The organism is Flavobacterium sp. N1736 (assembly GCF_025947065.1).
Taxonomy (GTDB): Bacteria; Bacteroidota; Bacteroidia; order Flavobacteriales; family Flavobacteriaceae; genus Flavobacterium.
In genome coordinates this window covers 4,903,167-4,919,230 of record NZ_CP109994.1, presented here as the reverse complement: position 1 = coordinate 4,919,230, position 16,064 = coordinate 4,903,167, and the positions used below count along the sequence as shown (strand labels likewise).

At 34.7% G+C, this 16,064-nt stretch carries 14 protein-coding genes and 1 tRNA gene; all 15 read left to right on the top strand.

Annotation, left to right across the window (positions count from 1 at the left end; all coding sequences use genetic code 11):
- The first annotated feature begins 326 nt into the window (after window positions 1-326).
- The 15 genes from OLM54_RS20820 to OLM54_RS20750 all read left to right on the top strand — a co-directional run bounded on the left by OLM54_RS20820 (window position 327) and on the right by OLM54_RS20750 (window position 16,057).
- Window positions 327-398, top strand: a tRNA-Glu gene (locus tag OLM54_RS20820).
- 494 nt (window positions 399-892) lie between these two features.
- Window positions 893-1,513 (top strand): hypothetical protein, encoded by a 621-nt coding sequence (locus tag OLM54_RS20815; RefSeq protein WP_264536446.1) that lies wholly within the window; start codon window positions 893-895, stop codon window positions 1,511-1,513.
- A 23-nt stretch (window positions 1,514-1,536) separates the two neighbouring features.
- Complete coding sequence (locus tag OLM54_RS20810; protein WP_264536445.1) at window positions 1,537-1,872, top strand: hypothetical protein; 336 nt, start codon at window positions 1,537-1,539, stop codon at window positions 1,870-1,872.
- 503 nt (window positions 1,873-2,375) lie between these two features.
- Window positions 2,376-2,978: a DUF4255 domain-containing protein gene (locus tag OLM54_RS20805; protein WP_264536444.1), complete on the top strand. Its 603-nt coding sequence runs from the start codon at window positions 2,376-2,378 to the stop codon at window positions 2,976-2,978.
- Window positions 2,975-3,817: a hypothetical protein gene (locus tag OLM54_RS20800; RefSeq protein ID WP_264536443.1), complete on the top strand. Its 843-nt coding sequence runs from the start codon at window positions 2,975-2,977 to the stop codon at window positions 3,815-3,817. The genes OLM54_RS20805 and OLM54_RS20800 overlap by 4 nt, the downstream gene beginning before the upstream one ends.
- Before the next feature lie 19 nt (window positions 3,818-3,836).
- Entirely contained in the window at window positions 3,837-5,933 is a 2,097-nt protein-coding gene (locus tag OLM54_RS20795; protein ID WP_264536442.1) for a phage tail sheath C-terminal domain-containing protein, read from the top strand.
- 29 nt (window positions 5,934-5,962) lie between these two features.
- On the top strand, window positions 5,963-6,391 hold the full coding sequence (locus OLM54_RS20790; RefSeq protein WP_264536441.1) for a phage tail protein: 429 nt from the start codon (window positions 5,963-5,965) through the stop codon (window positions 6,389-6,391).
- A 2-nt stretch (window positions 6,392-6,393) separates the two neighbouring features.
- A complete protein-coding gene (locus OLM54_RS20785; protein ID WP_264536440.1) occupies window positions 6,394-6,840 on the top strand; it encodes a phage tail protein in 447 nt (148 codons plus the stop codon).
- Between the two features lie 2 nt (window positions 6,841-6,842).
- Window positions 6,843-7,001: a DUF5908 family protein gene (locus OLM54_RS20780; RefSeq protein ID WP_264536439.1), complete on the top strand. Its 159-nt coding sequence runs from the start codon at window positions 6,843-6,845 to the stop codon at window positions 6,999-7,001.
- A 2-nt stretch (window positions 7,002-7,003) separates the two neighbouring features.
- Window positions 7,004-7,687, top strand: a complete 684-nt coding sequence (locus OLM54_RS20775) for a CIS tube protein (RefSeq protein WP_264536438.1) — start codon at window positions 7,004-7,006, stop codon at window positions 7,685-7,687.
- Complete coding sequence (gene vgrG / locus OLM54_RS20770) at window positions 7,684-9,429, top strand: type VI secretion system tip protein VgrG (protein ID WP_264536437.1); 1,746 nt, start codon at window positions 7,684-7,686, stop codon at window positions 9,427-9,429. The genes OLM54_RS20775 and vgrG overlap by 4 nt, the downstream gene beginning before the upstream one ends.
- A 4-nt stretch (window positions 9,430-9,433) precedes the next feature.
- A complete protein-coding gene (locus OLM54_RS20765) occupies window positions 9,434-9,724 on the top strand; it encodes a PAAR domain-containing protein (RefSeq protein WP_264536436.1) in 291 nt (96 codons plus the stop codon).
- 2 nt (window positions 9,725-9,726) lie between these two features.
- Window positions 9,727-10,137 carry a GPW/gp25 family protein gene (locus tag OLM54_RS20760; protein WP_264536435.1) on the top strand — a complete coding sequence of 137 codons (411 nt, stop codon included), beginning with the start codon at window positions 9,727-9,729 and terminating at the stop codon, window positions 10,135-10,137.
- Between the two features lie 11 nt (window positions 10,138-10,148).
- Window positions 10,149-13,322, top strand: coding sequence for a baseplate J/gp47 family protein (locus OLM54_RS20755; protein WP_264536434.1), 3,174 nt, complete (start codon window positions 10,149-10,151; stop codon window positions 13,320-13,322).
- Window positions 13,310-16,057, top strand: coding sequence for a hypothetical protein (locus OLM54_RS20750; RefSeq protein ID WP_264536433.1), 2,748 nt, complete (start codon window positions 13,310-13,312; stop codon window positions 16,055-16,057). Before OLM54_RS20755 ends, OLM54_RS20750 begins: the two co-directional genes overlap by 13 nt.
- Window positions 16,058-16,064 lie beyond the last annotated feature (7 nt).

The following is a 16,064-nucleotide window of genomic DNA, read 5'->3' as shown; positions in this document are numbered from 1 at the left end:
AATTGAGATTCCTTAAATGCTATAAATTCAAAACAATATTGACAACTTTTCCAAAAATGCAATAAAAAAGTCAAAAGAATATTCTTTCAAAAAAAATAATTTTCAATTTATTTAAAGTTGTGATTTTAATAAAAGAAGAAAAAAAATCCTTTTTCATACAAAAACAAGCAATTATTAATCAATCAAATAGATCTTAATTAACCTGTTTTTATTTCGGATTGATTATTTATAAACAGGATATTTTCTGAATAAGTAAAGGCCATTTTAAAAAAATCTTTTTGTGTATTTTAAAATTAATTGCATTTTTGCACCCGCATAGAAAAACAGGCCCGTTCGTCTATCGGTTAGGACGCATGGTTTTCATCCATGTAAGAGCGGTTCGATTCCGCTACGGGCTACTACCACAAAGCTTCAGAGAAATCTGGAGCTTTTTTTGTTTCCTTTAAATTATGCGTGCGAAATCAGGAAATATTCACATAGCTTTTCATTAGATTCTTCGGAGAGCGGTAAAATATGGCTTTGCTTTAACAACAACATTTAAAACCCAATCACAAAAAAATGGGTATTTATACCTGTACATTACGGGTATAAATACCTGTATATTAAATATTTATAATCATTAAATTTGCTTTAAACTTAATAATCAACATTTAAATTTAATAGTATACTAATAATTTTAATTACGTTATTGTTTTGTAGCCTACGTATAAAATCGTAAAAAACTATTATAAATTCTGATGAAAGTTAGCTCAAGAATTATCTCTATCCTCTAAGAACAACTTTATCATTGTATGAAATTTTTCAGTAGCTAATTTAGAAAACGAAAGATAACAACTCATTATTGGGTGTTTGCGAAGTATCATATTTATATTTAAATCCAATTTTTTTAATTATGGATGTAAAAGATTTACTTAGTGTTGTTTGCGTAGGGATTTTTGCAGCAACAGGTATTATAACGCTATTAGGATTAATTAATAAAATCAATATTCAACCAAAATTTTTGAATAAACTTTTTATTGCCCTTATCCTTGAAATAGTAGCCATTTGTTTATATATCTTTAAAACGCAAATGACTGACAACTCTAATAAAGTTTGGTTGGTAACAGCAAAAGTTCGCTACTTAGACGAAAATAATGATACATTACCTACCTCAGAATATATTAAGGAAGTATTTGTACAACAATCCAATCCTCCGGTAATAATTGAAAAATGTGAAAGACGAGTTCAGTTCTATGCTGTAGGAACTGATAAAACAGGTAGAAATATAATATTAAATTTTACTGACACTAAAAATAGGTTTCCAGACGTTTCGTTTAATTTAAAACTTGATAAAACGAAAAAGGTCAATAATACTGATGGTGAAATAGATATTGGAACAATCTCTTTTAAAAAATCTACTCCTTACAAATATTCTAGCAGCCCCACTAATCCAAACCAAGGAATACCTGGAACTATACAACTTCAACCTGTAAATCAAAATACATCAAATAATAAAAACGACACTATTAAGTAACTCGCAAGTATAAATATGTCATTATGAAAAATGCAATTCGATTATTATTAATAATACTATTTTTAAGTATTAATTGTAGAGCACAAAATGCAGTAAATATAAGAGGTCAAGTTCAATATTACAATATTTCATATAATCAATATTATACTCTTCCAAATGCAATTGTAGATCTTTATGTCCCGACGCCATCTGGATACAGATTTTTAAGTCAAACAATAACAAATGGTTATGGATTATATTTTTTTTATCATCTTTTACCAGGTAATTATTTAATACAAATAAATCGTGCTAAAAATTATCAAATTCAGGTTTTTTATCCAAATTCTGACTTTCTTGACATTCCTATTTGTTTCTATTAAATAGATAATAAAACTATTTTCGTACTCCTAAATTTTCACCGCTATAACTAGCAAATTCTGCAAACATTATCAAATAAATTGTCAATTAATAAAATTTGATTCTACGAAAGATAAATCCTCACATCCCAAAAACTAAACTTTTCACATCCTTTCTTTATTAAATTTTACATGTTTCCACAGTTCCGAAATTCCTTTTTTTGCCAGACAAAACAAAGGCAAACTAAAAATACAACTAATTTATAATCAATATTTTACAGTAAAAAACCTCTAAAAAAAAGGGTCTTTTTCCCCTATTTGGTACACTTCTGTTTTTCTAACTTCGACAAATATTATACGCCCTCTTTTCTTTTACAAGTTTCAAGTAAAGTCTGGAGATTCTTCTTTTGTTTTTCAATCTGCGCCTTAGAGCTAATCTTTTTTAGCAAAATTTCACACCATATTATTATAAATGAGACGTCGTAAAAAAGCGAATAAATATAAAATGCACTAAAATTTAGCACAAGATGATTTTTGAAATAATTCAAATAATTACAGAACAAGTAAATAACTATCTCGACGAAATTGGGTTAGAGAAAACAGTTGTGCCTGAAAATGTTGCTTTTTTAGAGTCTCAAAACGAAACAGTATCTGGAAATTTAGATGATAGAGTGGCACTTACCTTAATTAACTTAGACGAAGAAGCAACTTTAAAAAACTTTCCCAATCATGCCATTGAAAACGCTAAAACAATTTATAAAAACAGTGTTATCAACTTAAATCTGTACTTGCTTTTTAGCGCTAATAGAACCGTATACATCAACTCACTTAATGATATTTCGAAAATTATTGCATTTTTTCAGGGCAAAAAACTATTTACACAAGCCAATACTATTTACAACAGAAGCAATGTTGCAATGACCAATATTGACAACTTCAAATTCTCGGTTGAACTTTACACGCCCACTTTTGAAGAGTTAAACTATATCTGGGGAACGTTGGGAGGCAAACAACTTCCATCTGCTTTATACAAAGTGAGCATGATACAAATTGAACGCAATGTTATTCAGGGCGAAGGACAACTTATCAGCAAAGTTAAAGGCGTAACAAAAACAAGCAAACAATCATGAGTTTTAGTCTTACATATGGATTGTTGTTTGAAGTGACACTTCTTCACAATTATTTTCTGAATAATGGCGAAGAAACTTTTCAAAGTATGTCAGCTTCCGCAAAAGAAAAAATACTGCAAAGTTTTAGTACAGATGCATTTACAACTATAACGCCCACTTTAGAAACCAATACAATACTTAGAAACTATAAAATGGTATTCAAAAAAACCAAAACAGGTTTTAGAATATACGTTAAAGTCAAAGAAACAGACGAAGCCGATCCATTTATAAAAATTCCTGCCGATTTAAACTTAAACTTTTTAATCGCCATCAATGATTATCAATTTGAGAATTATACCAATTTAGATTTTGCCTACAATCAGGTATTTCTATTCAGCAATGTTAAGTCTTTAAAGGAACCGGTAACATTTGAATACCTTCCAAAAATAAATGATAACAAATTAATTTCAAATGAATATTTAGTCTCCGAAGAAACCACTACAGATTTAATTTCCACACTTCAAACATCAGAAAAACAAGGCGTCTTTGGATTTATTTCACTAACCATGCGGGGCGATAACAATTCAGGAAATATCCTGACGATTCCCGGCAAAATGGTAAGTCCTAATTTTAAAATTCATTTTGACAATCGAAAAACGCTTTGGAAATACATTAACCGAAAAGCAGCAACCGAAATTGAAACCAACGCAACAAAACCATTAACACGTTTTGGTTTTGTTGAAATCGACCCACTTATCGATTTTACGCCGCCGGAACCGGTGAACAGCCATTACCCTAACCCATCTGTAAAATCAATAATAAAAATCAATGGTGATTATTATTCGGAAATATTTATTTAATAATTAAAAACAATTAATCATGGCAACAACTTACAAAACACCTGGGGTATATGTTGAGGAAATCGTAAAATTTCCTCCTTCCGTTGCCCAGGTAGAAACGGCGATTCCCGCTTTTATTGGCTATACTGAAAAAGCTACGAACAAGATTAATGGAGATTTGAAATTGAAACCAACAAGAATCACATCGCTCTTAGAGTACGAACGCTTTTTTGGCTTTGCAAAACCAGAAACAACAATTAGCGTTACAATTAATGATGTTTCAAGTGATAGTGGCGACACAAGATCTATTATTGTCGATCAGCCAACTGCAAAACAACCTTTTTTAATGTACTATTCAATGCAGTTATTTTTTGCAAATGGCGGTGGTCCGTGCTACATTGTTTCAGTTGGTCGTTATGGAAATGATTTGGATGAAGCAGATTCTCCGGTAACAACAATCAATAATAGTACTGCGCTGAATGCCGGATTATTAGAATTAGAAAAAATAGACGAACCAACCCTAATTCTGTTTCCGGATGCCACACAAGTATCTTCGATCACCACTACGGATTTCTACGGATTATACAACAACGCACTGGCGCAATGCAATAAACTTCAGGATCGTTTTACCCTGATTGATACTTTAAGTTACGACGAATCAAGTCCGACAGATACTAATATAGATGATTTAAGAGATAAAATCAGTTCTGAAAAAGATACCATTAAGCATGGAGCCGTTTATTATCCACACTTAGAAACCATATTGGATTATGCGTTTGACACTACTAAAATCACTATAAAACATTATTCTTATACCGCAAAAGCATACGATCAAATTGCTTCTGGATTGGTTCTTGTCGAAAATCCTACAACCGGAATTAATGCCGCAGTTACCAAATTGGTCGAAGAACCTGTTGCGGGCGATGTTGCGGGACAAATAAGCGATTTGTTTTTACAGATGTACAGTAATAATGCAACCGGTTTTGATCTGGGCGGAACTTTTGTGACAGACGCTGCCAAAAAAACAGCTTTCTTAAATAATCTGGATTCCTTACTTACGACTCTGGAAGAATTATCACTTTTGAGAAATTACTTAAACGAAGAAGCAAATGCCGCAATCAGCACAATATCTGATGAAAATATGGTTATTGCAGGCAATATCTCAAGTGCTTTGACGGCTTTTAATTTGAATTTTTCTTCAGCAAATAAAATCGACTCTGTATATAAAAATTTAAAAACATTAAAGAAAAAAATACAGAATGAGAACACAGCAGCCAAACTGCTTAAAATTATACAAACTGACGATGTTAGTTTTGATAAAGAATTAAAAAAACTGGTAAACTATGCACCCTTAAACGCTCAAACCGGAATTTCAGGACTTACAAATAGTTTTTCGGCTATTGCAACAAATCTGGACTCACTTTTAAATGCCATTAAATCAGTTAGTGGAAAAGATTTAAATAATGGAGAATTGAACGGAAGAAAATTAAGCTCTTTAGAAGGTATAGACAATGCGACTTACAATAAAATACTTACTGAAATTTACAATTTGCCAATAACACTTCCTCCAAGTTCTGCTGTTGCAGGCGTTTATGCCCGAGTTGACAAAGATCGAGGCGTATGGAAAGCGCCGGCAAATGTTAGTTTGAACTACGTAATAAAACCAACCGTTAAAATAACAAACACAATTCAGGACAACCTAAATGTTGATACAGTTGCAGGTAAATCTATTAACGCCATCAGAAGCTTTACCGGCAAAGGAACCTTGATTTGGGGATCAAGAACATTGGCCGGCAATGATAATGAATGGCGTTATGTACCCGTTCGACGCTTCTTTAATATGGCCGAAGAATCCATCAAAAAAGCAACTGAACAATTTGTATTTGAACCAAACGATGCCAATACCTGGATAAGAGTGAGAGCTATGATTGAGAATTTCTTAATTCTGCAATGGCGAGCCGGAGCATTGGCAGGAGCTAAACCTGAACAAGCTTTTTATGTTAGAATCGGGCTTGGACAAACCATGTCTGCTTTAGATATTCTGGAAGGCCGAATGATCGTCGAAATAGGACTTGCAGTAGTTCGTCCGGCGGAATTCATTATTCTGCGTTTCTCTCACAAAATGCAGGAATCTTAATTAATATCAACATTAAAAAAATATAGATCATGAGTTATCCGCTACCAAAGTTTCATTTCTCAGTTGACTGGGGTGGAACAAAAATAGGATTTACAGAAGTTTCAGGATTAGATGTAGAAACTGAAGTTATTGAATACCGTCAGGGAGCCAGTCCCGAATATACCAAAATCAAAATGCCCGGCATGCAAAAATTCTCCAATATTACAATGAAAAGAGGATCGTTTGCAAGCGATAACGAGTATTACAATTGGTGGAATACGGTAAAACTAAACACCATAGAAAGAAGAGATATTACCATAAAATTACTTAACGAAGAACACGAACCCGTGATTACCTGGAAAGTAAAAAATGCATGGCCTACAAAAGTACAGTCGACTGACTTAAAAGCCGATGGAAACGAAGTTGCTATCGAATCTATGGAGTTGGTTCACGAAGGTTTATCTATTCAAAATGATTAGTCATGGCTAACTATTATCCACCTGTCGGTTTTCACTTTTTAGTTGAATTTGAAGGTCTTGGCTCGCAGGAAAAAGACCATCAGTTTCAATCGGTTTCCGGCTTGTCTGTAGACATTGAAACCGAGGAGATGGCCGAAGGTGGTGAAAACAGATTCAAACACAAACTTCCGGTAAAGACAAAATATCCAAACCTGACTTTAAAAAGAGGAATTCTGATTGATTCTGTTGTTATTGACTGGTGCAGAGACGCCATCGAAAACTTTGCTTTTAAACCCGTAAACCTCACCATCAAATTGCTTAATGAAGAACATCAGCCTTTGATTTCATGGAATGTGGTTCACGCCTATCCTGTAAAATGGTCGGTTGAGGATTTTAATGCTCAGGAAAGTAAGCTCGTAGTCGAAGACTTTGAACTTACCTATAACTATTTCACCTTAATTAAAAGTTAGTTATGCCGATAGAAATAAAAGAGCTTCACATCAAAATAAATGTGAATGAAGGATCAAAACCAAGTCCTTCTCCAAGCGCTCCAAAAAGCAAAAGTGAAGATCCCGTAGCCGAATGTGTTGAACAGGTAATGAAAATTATGGAACGTAAAAAAGAACGTTAGTCATGGCTGGAGAATTAGAAAAACTTAAAGTTGTTGCGTATAGTGACCCGGAATTTAACAGTAAAATCGCCGATGGTGAATTTTCGACTTTGATGAATCCGGAAACATATACGTATCACTATAAAATTGAAAGCGATGAAACTCAGGCTTCCGGCACGAGTACGGTTTCGCCGAAGTTCAATAAAAAATTACCTGAAAATCTGGAACTCGATTTTGTTTTTGACCGATCCGGAGTTATCAATGGTTACCCAAGTTCTGACAACGGAATCATCGACGACATCGAGAAATTCAAAAAAGTTATTCTGGATTATAATGGTGATGAACACAAACCCAATTACCTTATTATTTCGTGGGGAACATTGCTTTTTAAAGGCTCATTGACCGAAATGGATGTAGAGTTTAAACTCTTCAAACCTGACGGAACTCCAATTAGAGCTGTTGCAAAAGCAAAATTTCAGGGTTTTGTTGAAGATAATTTAAGAGCGGCGAGAGAGAATAATAAATCGCCTGACTTAACGCATTACAGAATTGTAAAAGAAGGCGATACTTTGCCCTTGATGTCGTATCATATTTACGGCGATTCTAAATACTATCTCGAAGTCGCCAAAGCGAATAATATCATCAATTTCAGAAGATTAAAAACGGGTCAGCGAATATTTTTTCCACCCTTACAAAAACAATTATGAATAATAGCGGAGTCATACAAACCAGTAAAAGCGCCGATTTAGTAACGCATAAAATTTTAATTGAAGGCGAAGAATTATCCAAAACCTATCAGGTAAAAAGTCTTGTGGTGCAAAATGAAGTGAACCGGATTCCTATGGCTCAAATTATTCTAACGGATGGAGAAGCTTCTGAAAGGGATTTTAAACTAAGTAATGAAGATTTGCTCATTCCGGGAAAAAAAATCGAAATAACAGCCGGTTATCACAATGATGAAGAAACCATTTATAAAGGAATTATCATCAAACATTCCATAAAAATAAAAGGCAGCGCCTCTTTGTTAATTGTAGAATGTAAGGACGAAGCGGTGAAAATGACCATTGGCAGAAAAAGTAAATATTTTTATGAGGTAAAAGACAGCGAAGCATTTGAAGAAATTATTGGTGCATACGGATTAGAAAAGGATGTTGAAGCTACTAATTTCAGTCACAAAGAATTGGTGCAATATAATACTTCCGATTGGGATTTTATCGTTTCAAGAGCGCAGGCTAACGGGAAACTTTGTTTTGTCGAAAATGGTAAAATCACCATCAGCAAACCAAACGTAACTTCTTCGCCGGTTGAAACAGTAACTTTTGGAGCTTCATTACTTGATTTTGATGCCGAAATAGATGCAAGAAATCAATTTGCAAAAGTGTCTTCGTACAGTTGGGATTACACCAATCAGGAATTGGTAGAAATTGAAGCCAGTGATCCGGGTGTCAGTTTAAACGGTAATTTGTCTGCTTCTGATTTAGCCGAAATTATCGAGCATGAAAACCTTGAATTACGTCACGGCGGAACGATTACTGAAGTTGAACTTCAGGATTGGGCGGATGCAAAACTGCTTTTTCAACAATTATCAAAAATTCGCGGAAGAGTTAAATTTCAAGGAATTCCCGCCGTAAAACCAAACACCATTATTACGCTCGAAGGTGTTGGCGATCGCTTTAACGGAAATGCTTATATAACCGGAGTTTTTCATGAAATAGCAGAAGGAAACTGGACTATTGATGCTCAATTTGGCTTGAATCCGGAATGGTTTTCTGAAACATTTGACATTCATACACCAACAGGATCGGGAATTATTCCCGCCATAAAAGGGCTTCATGTTGGCATTGTTACGCAACTCGAATCAGATCCAAATGGTGAAGACCGGATTTTAGTAAAAATTCCAATTATTAATAATGAGGAACAAGGAATTTGGTGTCGCGTGGCTTCGCCTGATGCAGGAAATAATCGGGGTATTTTTTTCAGGCCAGAAATTGAAGACGAAGTACTTATTGGTTTCATCAATGAAGATCCAAATAATGCGATCGTTCTGGGAATGCTTCACAGCAGTGGAAAACCTGCTCCAATTGTGGCGTCTGACGATAATCATCAAAAAGGAATTGTAACCCGAAGCGAAATGAAAGTTTTGTTTGATGATGAAAAAAAATCCATCGGAATTGAAACTCCTGCCGGCAAAAAAATAACGCTCGATGAAGATCAGGGCGTCATTAAAATAGAAGATGAAAATTCGAATGTAATCACGATCGACAGCAGCGGAATAAAAATGGAAAGCGCTGGAAACATTGAATTAAAAGCAACCGGAGATGTTAAGATCGAAGGAACAAATGTTACGATAAGTGCCACCGCAATGTTCAAGGCAGAAGGAAGCGCAGGTGCAGAATTATCATCGAGCGCAGTGGCAATTGTAAAAGGAAGTGTCGTACAAATAAATTAAAATTATGGGAGCACCGGCCGCCAGAGTTTCAGATATGCACGTTTGCCCAATGGTAACCGGAACCGTTCCGCATGTGGGCGGTCCAATTTTACCCGGCGGTGCGCCAACCGTATTAATTGGCGGCGTTCCGGCTGCATGTTTAGGCGACATGATTACCTGTACCGGTCCGCCGGATACCATCGCCGCAGGCTCTGCAACGGTTTTAATTGGCGGTAAACCAGCGGCACGAATGGGCGATTCAACTGCACACGGAGGCACAATAGTAGCCGGATTAGCAACGGTTTTAATTGGTTGATTATGGAAACAAAACAAGATTTTTTAGGTATTGGATGGAGTTTTCCTCCTGAATTTAAAGAAAATACCAAAGCTGTAACAATGTTAACGGATGAAGAAGACATTAAAAGCAGTTTGGAAATTTTGCTTTCAACCAAGGTTGGAGAACGCATTATGCAGCCAAAATACGGCTGCAATATGGATGAACTTTTATTTAGTCCGTTGAACCAGACATTAAAAACATTTGTTTCCGAGCTCATTAAAACCGCCATTTTGTATCATGAACCACGAATTGACGTTGAAAAAATTGACATTACTAAAGGCGACGATTTGGGCGGCGTATTATTAGTGCTGATCGATTTTAAAGTGCGCGCTACCAATTCGAGAATAAATATGGTTTATCCATTTTACAAACAAGAAGGAACCAATCTATAAATTGTTGAAAGATGAGTAATTGTACTACTATAGTGAGTGTTTTAACTTCTAATGGCAGCGACCAAAAGCAGCGCTATATCAATGCGTTACAACCTGAAAACATTCGTCTTAATGATTTTGAATTAACAGATTGGGTTCTATTTGCCTACAATTTTTCTGAATATGTAAATTATTTTGAAACCTCGAATCCGGAAACTCCTTCAGGTGACTGGAAGGCTTTTTTTGATTTTTTTAAATGGACGGGCGAAAAACCATCCATAGAAAATCAATTGAAACTGGATCGTGTTAAAAACGAACTGATCGACCAAATTGAAAAAAATAAAAAGGAGTACGCCATTACACCGCATTTAACTTTGTTTCTTGCTTTTTTGATGTTGCTTGAAAACAGCAAAAAAAGATATAACGACCTTACCAAACGTCACCTCGATTTTTATTACAATCAGATATTAAAAATTGACAAATTGCCCGCAACGCCGGATAAAGTATATCTTATTTTTGAATTGGCAAAAAATGCCGCTCAGGAAAAAATCGACGCCAAAACAGGATTTGACGGTGGCAAAGATACTTCCGGAAAAACGAGAACTTATTATTCAAACAACGAATTGATTGCTAATAAAACAGTCGTTTCTTCCTTGAAAAATGTCTATAACGACGTAGCTTCAAAAAAAATAGTTGCCAGTCCGGTGGCGAATTCTTACGACGGTTTAGGAAAAGCTTTTCCAAATCAAGACAATTCACAATGGTGGCCTTTTGGGTATACCAACGACGCCAGTTTTCCAACTGAATTACCAAATGCGACTTTAGGATTTGCCGTTGCCTCTCCTATTCTGTCTTTAGCAGAAGGAAAACGCAGCATACAAATGAGTTTTACTTTTCAGAATAATATCACGAATGTAACTGCTGCTGCCATAAAAGAATGTTTAAGTCTTCAGTTAACTACAGCCAAAAAATGGTTTGACGTACCTGAAATTCCTTTATCAATAGCTATAAAACCAACCGAAACGTACAATACATCCGTAAACGGAAAGGTCATGAAAATTGCCTTTCAGCTTGATGAAAATGTAGACGCCATTACAGGTTATAATTCAAAAATATACGGTGAAGAATTTGCGACTGATTTACCTGTTGCAAAATTTAAACTGGATACCGCAAAGGCAAATGGATACGACATTTACAAATCATTAGCTCAAAACAAATTAGAAAGTATTACCATTAACATCGATGTTCAAAACATTCATAATGCACTTTTAGAAAACGATAATGGCATAATTAATCCTGTAAAACCATTTTTTCCTTTTTCGACACAACCCGTAAAAGGCTCCAGTTTTTACATCAAATACAAGGAAGCTTTTACCAAAAACTGGAGCAATATCAACGTTGATATTGTCTGGAAAAATACTCCGGCAGATTTTGTCGAACATTATAAAGCTTATAAAGAAGCTTCTTTTAAAACCATTAGTACAAACAAGTTTAGAGACAGTGTCATTAGCGGAACGACTTTTTTACCTGCGGGCGGAATCGTAACAACCAACGATTATTTTCAGTATAAATTATCGATTTTATCCAATAATGTCTGGCAGGATTTCGGTGCGGCAACAAAACTGTTTACAGGAACAAATCCGTTTAAGACCACTTTTAACATCAGCAATTCCAATTATATCACAGAGAAAAATGCCCAGTTAAAACTAACCTTAAATACTTCATTTCTGAACAATCTGTATTCTAAAACCTATGCTTTGGCATTGTCCAGTGAAAATAAAAATGTGGTAATTCCTAATGAACCGTACACGCCGTTGGTAGAAAGTCTGGTTTTGAATTATACCGCTTTTGAAACCACCAGATTTACAGCTATGGGATTGGAAACCCTAAAAAGTATTTACGATAAAAATGACGCAAAATTATTTCACATTCATCCATTTGGATATTCTGAAGAACATTCTTTTTTAAAGTCAAATCTGGCGTATGTGGAAGACAAAAATTCGTATTTGCTTCCCACATATTGCAAAGGCGGAGAATTATTTATTGGATTAGAAAACGTACAGGAATTGCAGCAAATTACCTTGCTTTTCCAGGTTTTAGAAGGAAGTGAAAATCCGTTGACGCCATCATTTTCGGGAAAACAGAAAATAGAATGGTCTGTTTTAGGACATAACGAATGGCGCAATCTCGATTATTCGGATATTTTACTGAATGAAACCGAGAACTTATTGCAATCGGGAATTTTGAAATTTAACTTGCCAAAAGAAGCAACTCAAAATAATACCAGACTTCCTAAAAATTATATTTGGCTTAAAGCCAAAATGCATAAAAAATACGATGTTGTCTGCAAAATAATTGGTATTCATTCGCAAGCTGTTTTGGCTGGTTTTCAAAACAATGCCAATGATTTATCACATCTCAAAACCGGATTGGAAGCCGAAACAATTTCGAAATTAATACAAAGATTAAGCAATGTAAAATCGGTTACGCAACCATACAACAGCTTTGATTATAAACCTCAGGAATCAAACGAAGATTACTACAGAAGAATCAGCGAACGCCTTCGCCATAAAAACCGCGCCATCACGATGTGGGATTATGAGCATATTATTCTTCAGGAATTTACCGGATTGTATAAGGTAAAATGTCTCAATCATACTTCGGAAACATCGTATCAATCTCCCGGAAATGTAACGCTTGTTGTTATTCCGGACACGGTAAACAAAAACGTATTCGACATTTACCAGCCACGTGTGAGCACAGCAATGCTTAATAAAGTTAAAAATTATATCGACAAACTGAATTCGCTGCACGTAAACACTTTTGTAATTAACCCTAATTATGAAGAAGTTACGGTTGATTTAAAAGTAAAATTCAGACCGGGTTATGATGAGAATTTCTATTTGCAGGAACTTAATGCTGATATCATCAAATTTTTATCGCCCTGGGCGCTCGACAAAAAAAGTCCGATCACGTTTGGAGTCAGCATTCACTCCAGTTTGCTTATTAATTACATCGAAAAATTGGGTTATGTTGATTATCTGCAAGATGTAAAACTGCTAAAAAATGGCGCTTTTTCAGATAAAGTTGCCGTTCCGTCGAATCCAAAATCGATTTTAGTTTCTGCAAAAAGTCATTTATTAAGCACCGACATCAAACAATGTACTGTTAAAACCATAGAACCAAAAGAAGAATGTCAACTGTAAACCAACATATCAGCATCCCAAAAAACGTCAGTTCTAATAATGACATGAGTTTTGATTTCCTTCGAAAAAAAGGAATCGAGTACATTGAATCATTGGGAAGTCAGTTTTGGACGGATTATAATACGCATGATCCCGGAATCACGATTCTGGAAGTGCTTTGTTATGCGATCACCGATTTGGGCATGCGTATCAATTTGCCTATCGAAGATTTATTAAGCAATAATGCGAACCCAATTGACGATCAGTTTTTTACGGCTTCTGAAATTTTACCAACGCAGGCTGTTACGGCTCTTGATTATAGAAAAATTTTAATTGATATTGACCCAAAAAGAATCAAAAACTGCTGGCTTCAACAAACAACCAAAAAATTGTATATCAATTGCAAGGAAGGGAAAATTTCACTTAAAAAAGAAGATTTTGCCGGCACGCTGGATACTTTTATTAAAGAATCTGAAATTAGAGGATATTATAATGTATTGGTTGATTTTGATGAAAATAACGCGGCTGAAAAAGATGTGCTTAAAACCAAAATAATTGAAAAATTTCATGAGAACAGAAATCTTTGCGAAGACATTTTAGCCGTTCAGGAAGTGCAAATTCATCCTATTGCCGTTTGCGCTTTAATTGAAATTGATCCCGAAGCCAATGAAGAATATGTGCATGCATTGATCACTTTAGAACTCGAAAAATATTTATCGCCAACCATCAAATATTATTCGTTGGCAGAAATGGTTGAAAAAGGGTATTCGAGCGATGAGATTTTTGAAGGTCCTTTTTTGGATAATGGTTTTATTGATGCTTCAGAATTAGAAAATTCGTCGTTAAAAACCGAAGTGCGCCTTTCTGATATTATGCAGATTATCATGAATATCGAAGGTGTTTCGGTCATAAAAGATATTTCGCTAAACAATTGCGAAGCCATAGAAACAGAAGGAAGTGTTTGGAATATTTGTATTCCGCCGAATAAAAAACCAAGTCTTTGTTATAAAAGTACGCTGAACTTTAGTAAAGGTGTTTTGCCTGTTACAGTCAATAAAGTTAAAGCCAAAAAATACTTAGAAGATTTAAAAGAAGATCTTGCTTATTCGCAGCAAAAAGCGGCTCAAAACAGGGAAATAAAAATACCTCAGGGCAAAATTGTAGAATCTGATTTTTACAGCAGCGTTGCTAATAATTTTCCTGAAAATTATGGGATTGGCGAAATTGGTCTTTCAGAAACGGCGAGCGTTGAACGAAAAGCCAAAGCAAAACAATTAAAAGGATATTTATTGTTTTTTGATCAGATTCTGGCGAGTTATTTTAAACATTTAAGCAACATTAAAGAATTGCTTTCGATCAATAATGATTTGCCAAATACGTATTTTACACAGGCAATTTCTGATATGGCAGGTTTTGACGAAATCGTAAATGAAAAATACCTCTCGTCTGGCGAAGAAAAACTGGACGAATTTTTATTTGGACATTTAGATGACGCCATTAAAAGACAAAACCAAATAAAAGATCATCTTATTGCACGTTTTGCAGAACGTTTTGCAGAATATGCTTTTTTGATGAAATCATTATATGGCGCTGCTTCTGAAGAAATTGTACTGCAAAACAAGTCTGATTTTTTAATGAATTACGATACAATAAGCGGTCAGCGAGGCAGTGGTTTTAATTATTTCAATCAGCCTGTTTCTAATTTGTGGAATACATTTAATGTAACGGGATTAGAAAACCGAATTGCGGGTTTGTTAGGAATTAAAGGCGATAAAAACCCTGTAACATCCAAAAGAGGAATCAAAAGAAAAAATATTTCCAGTTTATTTGTTCAGATTTATGATCCGAGTCCTTCCGAACTTCCCAATCATTTGAGATGGAGAATTAAAAACAGTGCCAATAAAATAATATTAACCGCAACCGAAGATTATGAAAATCAATCGACTGCCGTTAAGGAAATGTACTTTTCTATCCTGAAAATTTACGAAACAAGCGAGAAAGAAATTGAGCATGAATTTGAAATTCTCATTAAAAACAGAGATAACGGAATTGCTTTTAAAGATACTGTTATCAACACTTTTGAAGTAATTGAATCTGATACGCACAAATATTCATTTCATATTGTAAATCCGGAAGTTGTTGATTATAAAAATAATCCTGACAGAATTATTGCGCGTCAATACAAATTGTACAATACGTTGGAAGAAGTAAAAGCGGCAATGCTGGATTTGCTCATTTTCTTTAAGGAAGAATTTAGCGATGAAGGTGTTTTTTTGGTAGAACATATTCTTCTGGTTCCCAACCCAAACGAAGTCATTAACGAAAGTTATTATATGCCAATTTGCATCGACGATTGCTCAGAAGATTGTTGTATCCCTAATCCGTATTCGTTTAAAATTAGCGTGGTTTTACCCGGATATACGTATCGTTTTGCAGATGTTGATTTTAGAAATTTTGCCGAAAACGTAATCCGACAAGAAATTCCGTCTCATATTTTGGGTAAAATCTGCTGGATTGGCTACCGAAAAGATCATATCACAACTAAAGACAATGATTTGATGGATTTTGAAAGGGATTTTAAAAAATTTCTGACGGATAAAACGCAAAATAAACAAAACGCTTTACCAACATTTATTGGATCATTATCAAAATTAAATTCTATTTATCCTACGGGCACATTGTACAATTGTGTCGACGAAGAAGAAAATATTTCGGGTAAAATAGTTTTAGGAAGAACAAATTTAGGAACATTATAAAATATAA